The sequence below is a fragment of the Acinetobacter sp. 1130196 genome, from assembly GCF_000588095.1.
GTDB lineage: Bacteria > Pseudomonadota > Gammaproteobacteria > Pseudomonadales > Moraxellaceae > Acinetobacter > Acinetobacter nosocomialis.
Genome location: NZ_JFWX01000019.1, coordinates 18,391 through 32,398, shown reverse-complemented (window position 1 = coordinate 32,398; position 14,008 = coordinate 18,391). Strand labels below are relative to the sequence as shown.

Here is a 14,008-nt window from a genome sequence, read left to right as displayed (position 1 = left end):
TAAACTTCAAAGATATTTTGCTTATTCATCTATTTTTTCGCAACAATAAAAAAAGCAAAATGCATCTCAAGTTAAACAATTATTTAATTCCAGGTGAATACATGAATATCCCACGTTTTGGTCTAGGAACTTTCCGCCTTAAAGAACAAGCTGTGATTGATTCTGTTAAAAATGCGCTAGATGTCGGTTATCGTGCAATTGATACTGCTCAAATTTATGAAAATGAAGCAGCAATTGGTCAAGCGATTGCTGAAAGTGGCGTATCACGTCAGGACTTATTTTTAACTACAAAAATCTGGGTAGATAATTTTGCCCAAGAGAAGTTTATTCCAAGCTTAAAAGAGAGCTTACAAAAGCTTCGTACTGACCATGTCGATTTAACTTTGATTCACTGGCCAGCACCGGACTTAGGCGTTTCGATTCCTGAAGTCATGCAGCTTTTACTTGAAGCAAAACAACAAGGCTTAACCAAACAAATTGGTATTTCGAACTTTAATATTGCACTTACTCAACAAGCAATTGACACAATTGGTGTAGAGCATATTGCAACAAATCAGATTGAGCTGAGTCCTTATCTTCAAAACCATAAACTTGTAAATTTCTTACAAGAGAAGAATATTGATGTCACTTCATACATGACGCTTGCATACGGCAAAGTGCTTCACGATCCTGTTTTAGCTGAAATTGCGGCAGCAAATAAAGCGTCAACAGCACAAATTGCACTGGCATGGGCATTGCAACGTGGTTTTGCAGTTATTCCATCTTCGACTAAACGTGAAAACCTGATTAGCAACTTAAAAGCACAGGATATCGAGTTAACTTCAGCTGAAATGCAAATGATTGCTGAGCTCGACCGTAATGGCCGTGAAGTTAGCCCAGAGCCATGGGCACCTGTTTGGGACTAAACTCATGAACACTCAATCAAATACGGCGTTCTCGTTATTGGCCTTGGCAATTGGTGCCTTTGCCATTGGTACCACGGAATTTTCTCCAATGGGATTGCTACCGAATATCGCTCATGATTTAGGTATTTCAATTCCAACAGCCGGAATGTTAATTACAGGCTATGCACTTGGTGTAATGCTCGGTGCCCCCTTCATGACCCTATGGTTTGGTGGTTTTGCACGACGTAATGCGCTTATTTTTTTGATGGCGATCTTTACGGTGGGTAACCTGATTGCAGCGTTTTCACCAAGCTATATGAGCTTATTAGGTGCACGTCTCATTACAAGCCTGAACCACGGTGCCTTTTTCGGGATTGGCTCTGTTGTGGCAGCGAGTATTGTCCCTGCGCACAAACAAGCCAGTGCTGTAGCAACCATGTTTATGGGTTTAACCATTGCCAATATTGGTGGTGTACCTTTGGCAACATGGGTTGGGCAAAATATTGGCTGGCGTATGTCTTTCCTTGCAATCTCCGTGCTCGGCGTTATTACTATGCTCGCTTTATGGAAAGCACTACCGCAAGGTATGGTTGCCCAAAAACCTAATGTAAAGGCCGAGTTGAAGGTATTAACGCGTACTCCTGTGGTGCTTGCATTACTCACAACCGTACTTGGTGCAGGAGCAATGTTTACGCTCTATACCTATATTGCGCCAAGTTTGACTGAGTTTACCCATGCTTCACCGACCTTCATTACGTTCATGTTAGTGTTGATTGGTGTCGGTTTCTCGATTGGTAACCATTTAGGTGGCCGTTTTGCAGACTTGTCCATCAACAAAACTCTGATTGGTTTCTTGGTGCTGTTGATCGTGATGATGGTGACTTTCCCAATTCTTGCCCAAAGCCAGATTGGAGCAGCCATTGCGTTGGTGATTTGGGGTGCAGCAACCTTTGCTTTAGTACCGCCCTTACAAATGCGTGTCATGTCAGTGGCTCACGAAGCTCCAGGGCTTGCCTCTTCAGTAAATATCGGTGCGTTTAACCTAGGTAACGCAGTCGGTGCCGCCGCAGGTGCGTTAGTACTCGATTTAGGTTGGGGTTATAGCGCAGTATCATTTGCTGGTGCATTATTGGCGGGGTTAGGTTTGTTACTGGTTCTATTCCAAATCAAACGTGAAAGCAGCCCGACACAAGCTTTGCAACAGTGTTCAGATTAATAAAAAAAGCGCCTGATCTCAGGCGCTTTTTTTCACTTACTTATTTTAAAATATCGGGTAATTTAGGTTGCTCATAAATCGGGTTCATTACTTCCCGCTTCATTTTAAGCAGCATCTGATAAGGTTGCTGTTGAACAAACATATTTACGAAGCTTAAAGGAATTGAACCTGCAGGATCAGCATAACCACTCGTGGTTACTTTAACTTTGTTATTCGCTAATTTCTGGAACGTCCATTCACCTTCATAACGGGTTAAACGAACCACATCAGGTTGAGTCGGATAGTTACTATTAATCGCTGTGTTCTTAATCGTAATAACACCATTAGCAGCTTTACTCATTTTTCCTTTAACGACTACATCGCGATCTTTTAGGGGAAAAGGAAAATCTAATACCATATATAAAGTAAATTCACCCTTCTTCTCATCTTGAGAGAGCATTTCAACTTTACCCATATAAGGAACCCATTGCGCTGCGCGATTTACATCTAAAATTACTGCAACAGCACGCTCAATGGGTACATCAAAGGTTGTTTCAGCTTTGTATTGAAAGACTGGATTATCGGCCTTTTGATAGGTCCAGACTTTAATATGATTACGGTCTAGACTGAGTTTAGCCTTGTCTGTAGGGGCAGCCCCTACACAGAGGCTGCTTAAGCAAAGAAGAGTGGTTAAAGCAATTTGTTTTTTATTCATGTTCTGCTCTATCTTGTTTTTCTCGCCACATATAGGACGTGTACAGATGGTTTACACCTGTACGTCGTTCAACCCTAACACATCTTTCATGTCGTATTTGTGCGCTTCACGACCTACAACCCATGCAGCAGCTCGTACTGCGCCAGCAGCAAAGTTCATACGGTTAGTGGCTTTATGAGTCACTTCAACGCGCTCACCCTCACCAATAAACATGACAGTATGTTCACCAACAATATCGCCACCACGGATGGTCTCAAACCCAATGGTTTGGCGATCACGTGGACCGGTATGCCCTTCACGACCATAAACAGCAACTTCTTTTAAGTTACGGCCTAAAGTATCAGCAATCGCCTCACCCATCATGAGTGCTGTACCAGATGGTGCATCTACTTTATGACGGTGATGAGCCTCAATCACTTCAATATCTACTGTATCGCCAAATACTTTTGCTGCAAGCTCAAGTAACTTGATTGATACATTTACGCCAACAGAATAGTTTGCCGCATATACAACAGGTATGTGTTTTGCCGTTTCATCAAGCTCAGCTTTTTGTTCATCGGACATACCCGTTGTTCCAATCACTATAGCTACCCCAGCTTCACGACATAACTTTAGGTGCTCAGATGTCGCAGCAGGAGTCGAAAAGTCAATTACAACGTCACAGTCTTTAAGAACCTCAGCCAAGCTTCCGGTAAGCTTCACTCCAATTGAACCAATTCCTGCAAGTTCACCAGCATCAGCACCGATTAAAGTACTTTCTGGGCGTACAACAGCAGCTCCCAATTGATAACCTGCTTGTTGAACTGCCTGAATAAGTATACGACCCATACGGCCGCCTGCACCCAAAATACCAATGCGTGGAGCTGCTGACATAATCCTTCCCAATCTTGTGTTTTACGTAATTGGCTTACTATATCAAAACTCTTTGCTCACAATAAAAAGTAAAAAATATTTTTTAAGATGAACCGAAATTTAAACAGTTTTCACAAAAGTTAAAGAATTGATCTGCACACTACTGAGCCACGAATGAAAAAAAGATGACTATAAGGAGTTCAGCATGCATTCGAAAATTATGGGCTTAATAGCCGTTATGGGGATGATGAGTTCAGTGGCATTTGCAGAACCTGCAATCCAACCTGGGGACACACTAGAAAGCTTATCTAAAGCACGCATTACCACAAATGTAAATTCTCAGGCAGCAACACCTACACCTCAAAAAAGTCTGGCAAGCAATACTAATGCTGAAGTTAAAGTCGAGGATATCGACCCGATCATTGAAGAAAAAACCGCAGAAGTAGAAACAGTAAAAGTAGCTGTACAACCAGTGACTCAAGCTACTGTCGAGGCTGTAGTAGCTCCAGTTGCATCAAACGAACTTATTGTAAGTGTTGACGATATTGATGTCGCTCATCCTACAGAGTAATCGCTAGTCATTTTCTTTTAAGCAGAATAACAATAATAAGATAAATCAGCGCAATAAAAAGGCGGATATTTTTGAATATCCGCCTTCTTTTTAATTTCTGATCTAATCAATCATTAATCAAATAAGCGATCAAAGAATGATTTTTTCTTTGGTGAAGAGGCACTGTCTTCGCCATCAAAAGATGCTTGTAATTCTTTAAGCAATTCACGTTGACGAGAGGTTAAGTTGACTGGTGTTTCTACCACGATACGGCAAAGTAGATCACCCACCATACTGCTACGTACAGGGCGCACACCTTTACCACGTAAACGGAATAATTTACCTGTTTGAGTACCCTCAGGAATCTTCAAGCTAACGCGGCCTTCCAACGTTGGGATTTCAATTTCTTTACCAAGTGCAGCATCCGCAATGCTTACTGGTACGTCCATATATAAATCGGCGCCATCACGTTGGAAAATTTCGTGTTCACGAACCACCACTTCAACGTATAAGTCACCAGCTTGACCATCACGGATCGCCTCGCCTTTACCACTTAAACGAACGCGGTCACCGTTGTCGACACCCGCTGGAATAGTGACTTCTAATGTTTGCTGACGATCAGCTACACCTGAACCATGACATGCATGGCATGGGTTCTTAATAATTTTGCCTTGGCCACGACATGTGCCGCAAGTTTGTTGTACAGAGAAGAAACCTTGCTGCATACGCACTTGTCCTGAACCATGACAAGTTTTACAAGTTTCCACATCTTTTGGATTTTTAGAGCCTTTACCATCACACACGTCACATGGTGCCGGAGCAGTAAAGGTAATTGTTTTCTTAACCCCTTTTACAGCTTCCTCAAGGGTAAGTTCCATTACATAGCGTAAATCTGAACCGCGACGTTGGCGTTGCTGACGTCCGCCGCCACCAAACGCTCCACCAAAGATATCACCGAACTGGCTAAAAATATCTTCTGCACTGAAACCGCCAAAGCCACCACCAGCGCCACCAAAGCCACCTTCAAACGCATTATGTCCCATACGGTCATACATGCTGCGTTTTTCGCTGTCCGATAAAATCTCATAAGCTTCTGAAGCTTCTTTAAATTTTTCTTCAGCCTCGGCATTGTCAGGGTTTCTGTCAGGATGATATTTCATCGCCAATTTACGATAGGCTTTTTTGATCTCATCATCACTTGCGGTTTTTGAAACGCCTAAAACCTCATAATAATCACGTTTAGCCATGTTTGGCGGTGCTCCTCACGGAAATTTTATCAATACTCTATTGCCGACTAAATGGGGGGCTTTAGCCGAATTTACAAGGGGAAAACTTTCAAAAAACAGATATATTAAAAAACTGCCTTATTTTTTAAATATTTAGACAAGCCTTTTAACCATGCATTTAATAAAAATAACCAAGCAATAGCGCTAAAAACAACACCAGCAACTGTTGATGCCGTTACCCAAAGGTTACTGTTCCATGCAAAAAAGAAAAGAGGAATAAACCAAACAACAGCAAAAACTGACATGAAGAGGAATAGAATACCATTGCGCATAATCCAGAGCGCATGAGCATGAATCCAAACTTCCGCATCATCCACAACAGCTACTTTACGAGCGACCAGATAAGCAAAGGCCGCAAAAATAACCGTAAACAATGCAAGAAACATGAACGCATAAGAAATCACAATATAACGGCGATGCTGTTCGATATGGTCTTGCCCCATCTGTATTTCACCTCAATTCACTGCACTGTGCCTATTTTTTATGCAGTGAAATAATCCTGTATTTTTTGTGTAAAGACAGGTGCTACTATATTGGAGTTTTCAATATTTCGCACCTTTATTCACAAAAAATTTATGTATTTTATGCTGTTTTTTTCACCTTAAACCACGCAGCATACAATGCAGGCAGGAAAAATAATGTCAGCAAGGTGGCTACAATCAGTCCACCCATAATTGCAACGGCCATTGGACCGAAGAAAATACTTCGTGAAAGTGGGATCATTGCTAATACCGCTGCCAAGGCTGTCAGAATAATTGGACGGAAACGGCGTACGGTTGCGTCAATAATCGCTTCCCATGTTGGATGCCCTGCTTGCCGGTCTTGTTCAATCTGATCAATCAGAATGAGTGAGTTACGCATAATCATTCCGGATAAAGCAATGGTTCCCAGCATAGCCACAAAACCAAATGGCTTATTAAATAAAAGTAAGAACAAAACTACTCCAATTAAACCTAATGGTGCAGTCAAAAATACAATAGTTGCTCTCGATAGACTCTTAAGCTGAATCATGAGTAATGTCATGACCACTGCCAAAAATAATGGCATACCAGCATTGACCGAACTTTGTCCTCGTGCTGACTCTTCGACAGTTCCCCCCACTTCAATGAGGTAACCACTTGGTAACTCAGCACGTAACTTATCCATTGATTCGGCTAACTCGCCAACAACAGTCGCTGGCTGTAATTTGGTACGAATATCTGCACGTACGGTAATTGTTGGTAAGCGGTTACGATGCCAGATCAGGCCATCTTCAAATCTATATTCAATTTTAGCAATCTGAGCTAAAGGCACTGTCGTACCATTTGCAGTTGGGACTGCTAAACTTGCAAGAGAAGCGACTTCAACACGCTCAGCTTGATCACCACGTAAACGGATTTCGATCAGCTCACGCTTTTCACGATACTGTTCAATCGCACTACCTGTAATTGAAGCATTCAGGAAGTTTGCCAAATCCACACTTGAGACACCCATTTGTCGAGCACGATCTTGATCAATCTGAATCGCAATGATTTTGCTCGGCTCACCCCAGTCCAAATGTACATTGGTAGTATTTGGGTTTTCACCAATCACCTTCGCAACCTGCTGTGCTTCTTTACGTACCAGATTGAGATCTTCACCTGACACACGATACTGCAATGGATAACCTACAGGCGGACCATTTTCCAGTAATGACACACGGGTACGAACTTGTGGGAGCAACTGTTTAATTTGAGTTTCTAGCGAGCGACGAATTTCATCACGGTCATCAAGTGAGGTCGCTAAAACAACAAACTGTGCAAAGCTCGCTTGTGGTAATTGCTGGTCTAACGGTAAATAAAAACGTGGTGAGCCTGTACCCACATAGGCCACATAGTTATCAATACCTTTTTGTTTAGACAGGAACTGTTCAACCTTTTTCACCGCTTGTTCTGTAGCAGTTAAAGAAGCGCCTTCTTCAAGTTTTAGATCAACTAAAATTTCGGTACGGTTTGATGGCGGGAAAAACTGCTGAGGAACCATTTTAAACATCAGTACAGAGAGCACGAATATCCCAACCGTTGTCGCAATTACAGTCTTACGATAGGTCACACAAAACTCGACCATTTTCCTAAAACGTAAATAGAAACTAGATTGATAAGGATCGTAATGATGGTCCTGTGAAATCTCGATCGTTTGTGGTTGCGGTTTTTTCGTTAATCTTGCCCATAAACGAACATACCAAGGAGCTTGATGCCCAGTCTTGGTAAAATCAGGCAGTAGTTTTTCACCCAAATAAGGCACAAATAAAACTGCAGCAACCCAAGACACCAATAAGGCAATGGTCACCACCTGAAAGATTGAACGTGTATATTCACCCGTACTGGACTGTGCCGTAGCGATAGGTAAAAAACCTGCCGCGGTAATCAATGTTCCTGTCAGCATTGGAAAGGCCGTTGTTTTCCATGCAAATCCAGCAGCCTTAATTCGGCTATAGCCCTGTTCCATCTTAATTGCCATCATCTCGACTGCAATAATGGCGTCATCAACCAGTAGACCTAAAGCTAAAATCAGAGCACCGAGAGAAATTTTATGTAACCCGACATCGAATACATTCATGCCGGCAAAAGTCATTGCTAAAACTAAAGGAATGGAAAAAGCGACTACCAATCCGGTACGGAAACCTAAAGAGAAAAAGCTCACTAACAAGACAATAATGATTGCTTCAGCGAGTACTTTTACAAATTCATGAATACTACGTTGTACTGCTACAGGTTGATCAGATACCTTCTGTAGTTTCATGCCTAAAGGTAAGGTTTTTTGGAGCTGGGCAAATTCGGACTCTAGATTTTTGCCCAAGGCAATAATATCCCCGCCTTTACGCATAGACACGGCGAGACCAATACCATTTTCCCCCATAAAACGCATACGTGGCTGAGCCGGTTGACTAAAACCACGGTAGACATCAGCAACATCACCAAGCTGGATGGTTTTATTGCCGACTAATAAAGGAATTTTTTTAATTTCATCAACGCTGTTTAAATGCCCACTTACACGTATTTGAATACGGTCTGTACCGGTTTCAAAGAAACCTGCGCTTGCCATACTATTTTGCTTTTGTAAGGCTTCTTGAATTGCAGAAAGAGGAATACCGAGTTGGACTGCTTTTGTATTTGAAATCTCAATCCAGATTTTTTGATCTTGTAAGCCAATCAATTCAACTTTACTAACATCCTTGACTCTTTGTAGTTGTAATTGCAAACGATCTGCATATTCTTTGAGAAGTGCATAGTCAAAGTCTTTGCCTGTCAGTACATAAATATTACCGAAAGTATCCCCGAACTCATCATTGAAAAAAGGACCCTGTACACCACTTGGCAGTTCAGTACGAATGTCATTAACCTTTTTACGAACGTTGTACCAAACATCAGGAATTTGTGCAGAAGTGAGCGAGTCCTTAGCAACAAATGTAACCATCGACTCACCTGGACGGGAGTAGGCCATAATCTTTTCATACTGCCCAGTTGTCATCAGTTCCTTTTCAATACGATCAGTCACTAACGTTGAAACTTCTTTGGCAGTCGCTCCAGGCCAGAATGTTTTGACAACCATCACTTTAAAGGTAAATGGCGGATCTTCACTTTGAGATAATTTGGAATAGGAAATTGCACCGATAATGGCAAGCAACAACATAAAATAAAGGACGATACCTTTATTGTTCAGTGCCCATTCCGAGAGATTGAATTTCATGGCTTTGTTGCCCCCTGAATTTTCACCGCGCGGTTTTCACGGTCAATCGGATGGATCTTCTGCTTATCACGTAGTAAATGGACACCACCAATCACAACCCAATCATTTGGTGTTAACCCCGTTAATACAGGCACACTGTCTCGGCCATAAGCTCCCACGGTTACAGGTACTTTGCGTAAAGTTTGATTTGCATTTACGACCCATACATAGGGCTGATTATCTGTGGCAGAAACACTCGAAAGTGGCACACTCATGACATTGGTTTGAGTCGAGCTAAAAAATACCCGAGCACTTTGTCCAAGCTGAATAGCAGATTGGCCTTCTTTGAGTGCTACTTTGACTGTAAAAGTACGAGACTGGTCAGCCGCTGGAGAAACTTCACGTACATATCCGGCAAATTTTTCATTCGGTTTAGACCACAAGGTAATCCAAGCTGCTTGACCAACCTTGATCTCGGTAACTGCTTGTTCTGGTACGCCTATAACCACTTCACGTTCGCCATCAATAGCCAATTGATAAGCTGCTTGTCCTGCTGAAACGACTTGTCCAATTTCAATATTACGCGCGGTAATCACTCCGTTTTTATTAGAAATAAGTTGGTTATAACCAGTTTGATTTGCAGAAACTTCATAGTTAGAGCGGGCTTGTTGTAACGCTGCTTGCGCTGCGTCGTATTGATTTTTTACCGTATCAAATTGTGAACGGCTAACTGCATTTACAGGTAATAATTGTTGGAAACGTTTAAGTTCATCTGATGCTGTTTTCGCTGCTGCCTGTGCATTTTGTAATTGAGCTTTGGCCGCATTTAATTGTAACTGTGCATCTGCTACATCGAGTTTCGCTAAAACTTGTCCAACTTTAACTCGGTCACCTACATCGACATAGCGAGCCGTAACTTGTCCACCTACTCGAAATGCCAAGGCAGTTTGTTGTCGAGCCTGTACATCTCCTGCATAGCTTTTTAATTCGTTTAGTGTGGTCGAAGGCTGCGTTACCATCACGTAGGGTATTTCTTCTGTTTTGGGTGCCTCTTTACTACACCCCATTAATGTGACCGTGCAAACAATCACCATACTCATGATGAGAGGTTTTAACAGATTCATATCTTATCGCTCTTATTCAAACTGATTTTTTAAGGCACAATATGCTTGCATCATAGTTTGTTTGTTTTTTAATTAATATACCCATGGGTACATTAATTAAAAAAAACTTATAAATATTTATTTTTTTAATCTTTTATTAGAGGGTTTTGTGCAAACAGTTAATCAAAGTGGTCGCCCCAAAGATCTAGAAAAGCGTGCTCGTATCCTACAAGCTGCTAAAGCTATTTTTTTAAAATCTGGTTATCACGGTACCAGCATGAACCAGATTGCGCAGGAAGCAGGCGTTACCAAACTTACGGTTTATAACCACTTTCAAGACAAAGCCAATCTATTTATCTGTGCGATTACGGAAACATGTGAAGAGACACTCGGCACTAAACAATTTGAATTAGATGCTTCCGTAGACTTTTATCAAGCACTTTTTAGTGTGTGTTCACGCGCCTTACAAATTATTTATTCACCTGAGGCACTAAAACTTGAACATGTATTATTTGAACTCGCAGCGGAACAAAGCCCATTAGCTGAACAATTTTTTACGGCATCTCATACTCGCCTGCAAAATGAGTTAGCTGCGTTCTTCCAAAAGGCAGCCGAATTAGGCTTTATTCAATCCGATGATCCGATTTATCAAACAGAACTTCTTTTAACTTTATTGCTTGGTGTACGCCACCATAAGGTTTTACTTGGAATTATTACTGTACCCAATGCTCAAGAACTAAATCAGATTATTCGAGATGCTCTTGACTTATTTTTCCTCAAATATCGGAATTAAACCAAAGTCCGATTGCCAAAATTTGCATCAGGTGCATGCCATCTTTTGAAGCGTTATAAGCGATTTAAATGTTATTTTTTAAGCAAAAATTCACATTTTCTTACGCTCAAAGCTTGGAATGTTCGTTAATCGCGCTATATTCGATAAGAATAAGAACAGGAGAAAATAGCATGGTTCAGCAAATCGATGCGCCACTGCGTGAGGATGTCCGCTTACTTGGCAATTTGTTAGGTGAAACCCTAAAACAACATGCAGGACAAGAACTGTTTAATCAGATCGAGCAAATCCGTGCTCTTGCCAAAGGTGCACGTGATGGTCAAGCTGAAGCCGAAAAGCAATTAGAACAATTATTTTTAGAACTGCCCGATGAAGAGCTATTACCTCTTACCCGCGCTTTCTCTCATTTTCTGAATTTTGCCAATATTGCCGAGCAATATCATGTGGTACGTAGCCGCAGACAGGCAGAGTTTGATTCGGAGGCTAATTCTCCAAATCCACTTGTTCACTTATTTCAAAAGTTTAAAGATAAAAGTATTTCGACAGAAAAACTATTCCAGCAAATTTGTGATCTTAAGATCGAATTGGTACTTACAGCACACCCAACCGAAGTAAGCCGTCGTACCCTCATTCAAAAATATGACGATATTAATGCTTGTCTTTCACAACTCGATCAGCAAAAACTTACTCCACGCGAACGTCAAAATGCGCTTGCCAACTTAAAACAACAAATTAGTTCAGCTTGGCAGACAGATGAAATCAGACAGCACCGCCCGACTCCTGTCGATGAAGCAAAATGGGGCTTTGCAACCATTGAGCAAACGCTTTGGAATGCCGTACCTAAGTTTATTCGTGAATTAAATGAGTTAGTTCAAGACAATTGCCAACAAAACTTACCACTCAATATTGCACCAGTCCGCTTCGCATCTTGGATGGGCGGCGACCGTGATGGTAACCCGAACGTTACTCATCAAATCACTCAAGAAGTATTATGGTTATCACGCTGGCAAGCTGCCGACCTTTACCTAAGAGATATTGAGAATTTACGTTGGGAGCTTTCAATTCAGGCTTGTTCTGAAGAGATGATCCAAGCGATTGGTAGTCCACACCCAGAACCTTATCGCGAGTATTTACGTGCAACACGAGAGCGTTTAAAAGCAACTCGTCATTGGTTAGCCCAGCGCCTACAAGGTTTAGAAGCAGACGATAGCAATGTCATTAAAAGTAAAGATGAGCTATTACAACCATTATTACTGTGCTATCGCTCTTTAATTGATAGTAATCTGCCTGAAATCGCAAATGGTCAACTTCTCGACTTTATCTACCGTGTGAACTGTTTTGGTATTGAACTACTTAAACTTGATATTCGCCAAGAATCGGGCCGTCATCGCCAAGCCATTTCAGCCATTACCGAATACTTAGGTTTGGGTAATTTTGAGTCATGGACTGAACAAGCCCGTCAAAACTTCCTGATTCAGGAGCTCCAAAGCAAACGTCCGTTGCTACCGAAATATATTAATGAGCCTGAAGGTAGTTTGATTGGCCACCCAGATGTAGAGGAAGTATTTGCAACTATGCGTACTTTGGCAGACCAACCACCAGAGTCGTTAGGGGCTTATATTATTTCGATGGCTGAATATCCGAGTGATGTTTTAGCTGTATTGTTATTGCAAAAAGAAGCCGGTATTCAGCATCCTTTACGTGTGGTGCCTCTATTTGAAACTTTAAAAGATTTAGATGGCGCTGCAACTACCATGAATACGCTGTTCAATATGCATTGGTATAAGCAGCACATTCAGGGCAAACACGAAGTGATGATCGGTTACTCCGACTCAGCAAAAGATGCTGGCTTCATGTCTGCTAACTGGGCACAATACCGTGCTCAAGAAGAGCTGACTGCAATTGCTAGTAAACACGGCGTACAGTTGACTCTGTTCCACGGTCGTGGCGGCTCAATTAGCCGTGGTGGTGCTCCAACTCAACAGGCACTATTCTCACAACCGCCAGGTTCAATCTCTGGTGCAATTCGTGTAACAGAACAAGGTGAAATGATCCGCTTCAAATTCGGTCTAGAAGGTATTGCCATGCAAAACCTTGAAATCTATACCGCAGCAACACTTGAAGCGACATTATTGCCACCACCAGAGCCTAAGGCCGAATGGCGTGAACTCATGAACCGTATGACAGATCATTCCGTGAAGGTTTATCGTCAAACAGTGCGTGAAAACCCACATTTTGTGAAGTATTTACGTACCGTCACGCCTGAGCTTGAGTTACAAATGTTGCCACTAGGCTCGCGTCCGGCAAAACGTAAAGTGAGTGGTGGCATCGAATCTTTACGTGCTATTCCATGGGTATTTGCGTGGACTCAAATCCGCTTGATGTTACCAGCATGGTTAGGTACAGGCGCTGCCATTAATGAAGTAATTGCCGATCAGCAAAAAGCAACACTTGATGAAATGCTCCAGCAATGGCCTTATTTCCAAACGCTCATTGATATGTTGGAAATGGTATTGTCTAAAGCCGATGCCAACATTGCACTCTACTACGAGTCTCATTTAACTGAAGATGAAGATTTAAAAGTGCTCGGTAACCAATTACGTCAGCGCTTAAAAGATGCTGTTGAAACGTTACTTAAATTGAAAGATGAATCAAAGCTTCTTAGCAATAACGAGGTTCTGGATCAATCTATGCAGGTCCGTAAACCATATTTACTTCCTTTGCATCTTTTACAAGCTGAACTCATGAAACGCCGCCGTGATTATCTCGCGGAGCGTCAGGCAGAACATACCCCTGTTGACCATGCACTGATGGTGAGTATTGCAGGTATTGCTGCTGGTTTACGTAATACGGGCTAAGCTGTTTTTACCAATTGTTTGACAAAGCAGTACATCGGTGATGTGCTGCTTTTTACTTGCAAAGTTCCCCATTTTTTATAAATTTTCC

Annotated in this window: 11 protein-coding genes; 5 read left to right on the top strand and 6 right to left on the bottom strand. The window is 41.9% G+C overall.

What is annotated here, in order from left to right:
- The first annotated feature begins 101 nt into the window (after positions 1–101).
- Positions 102–905, top strand: a complete 804-nt coding sequence (gene dkgB / locus J671_RS15030) for a 2,5-didehydrogluconate reductase DkgB (protein ID WP_004885055.1) — start codon at positions 102–104, stop codon at positions 903–905.
- Positions 906–909: 4 nt separating this feature from the next.
- Complete coding sequence (locus J671_RS15025; protein ID WP_016804288.1) at positions 910–2,100, top strand: MFS transporter; 1,191 nt, start codon at positions 910–912, stop codon at positions 2,098–2,100.
- 40 nt (positions 2,101–2,140) lie between these two features.
- On the opposite strand, the gene J671_RS15020 is transcribed toward J671_RS15025, so the two are convergent.
- Positions 2,141–2,794 carry an START domain-containing protein gene (locus J671_RS15020; RefSeq protein ID WP_004885059.1) on the bottom strand — a complete coding sequence of 218 codons (654 nt, stop codon included), beginning with the start codon at positions 2,792–2,794 and terminating at the stop codon, positions 2,141–2,143.
- A gap of 51 nt (positions 2,795–2,845) precedes the next feature.
- Complete coding sequence (gene dapB, locus J671_RS15015; protein ID WP_002053870.1) at positions 2,846–3,667, bottom strand: 4-hydroxy-tetrahydrodipicolinate reductase; 822 nt, start codon at positions 3,665–3,667, stop codon at positions 2,846–2,848.
- 184 nt (positions 3,668–3,851) lie between these two features.
- On the opposite strand from dapB, the gene J671_RS15010 reads away from it, so the two are divergent.
- Positions 3,852–4,217, top strand: coding sequence for a hypothetical protein (locus J671_RS15010; RefSeq protein WP_004885061.1), 366 nt, complete (start codon positions 3,852–3,854; stop codon positions 4,215–4,217).
- Positions 4,218–4,330: 113 nt separating this feature from the next.
- Here J671_RS15010 and dnaJ read toward each other — a convergent pair whose 3' ends face one another.
- The 4 genes from dnaJ to J671_RS14990 all read right to left on the bottom strand — a co-directional run bounded on the left by dnaJ (position 4,331) and on the right by J671_RS14990 (position 10,293).
- On the bottom strand, positions 4,331–5,443 hold the full coding sequence (dnaJ, locus tag J671_RS15005) for a molecular chaperone DnaJ (RefSeq protein WP_001119029.1): 1,113 nt from the start codon (positions 5,441–5,443) through the stop codon (positions 4,331–4,333).
- Positions 5,444–5,547: 104 nt separating this feature from the next.
- Entirely contained in the window at positions 5,548–5,925 is a 378-nt protein-coding gene (locus tag J671_RS15000; protein ID WP_002053984.1) for a hypothetical protein, read from the bottom strand.
- A 139-nt stretch (positions 5,926–6,064) separates the two neighbouring features.
- Positions 6,065–9,190 carry an efflux RND transporter permease subunit gene (locus tag J671_RS14995; RefSeq protein ID WP_004885063.1) on the bottom strand — a complete coding sequence of 1,042 codons (3,126 nt, stop codon included), beginning with the start codon at positions 9,188–9,190 and terminating at the stop codon, positions 6,065–6,067.
- Entirely contained in the window at positions 9,187–10,293 is a 1,107-nt protein-coding gene (locus J671_RS14990; protein WP_004885065.1) for an efflux RND transporter periplasmic adaptor subunit, read from the bottom strand. The genes J671_RS14995 and J671_RS14990 overlap by 4 nt, the downstream gene beginning before the upstream one ends.
- Before the next feature lie 148 nt (positions 10,294–10,441).
- Between J671_RS14990 and J671_RS14985 the strand changes: the two genes are divergently transcribed.
- Entirely contained in the window at positions 10,442–11,065 is a 624-nt protein-coding gene (locus tag J671_RS14985) for a TetR/AcrR family transcriptional regulator (protein ID WP_004885068.1), read from the top strand.
- A gap of 170 nt (positions 11,066–11,235) precedes the next feature.
- Entirely contained in the window at positions 11,236–13,920 is a 2,685-nt protein-coding gene (gene ppc / locus J671_RS14980; protein WP_004885070.1) for a phosphoenolpyruvate carboxylase, read from the top strand.
- The last annotated feature ends 88 nt before the right edge of the window (positions 13,921–14,008 follow it).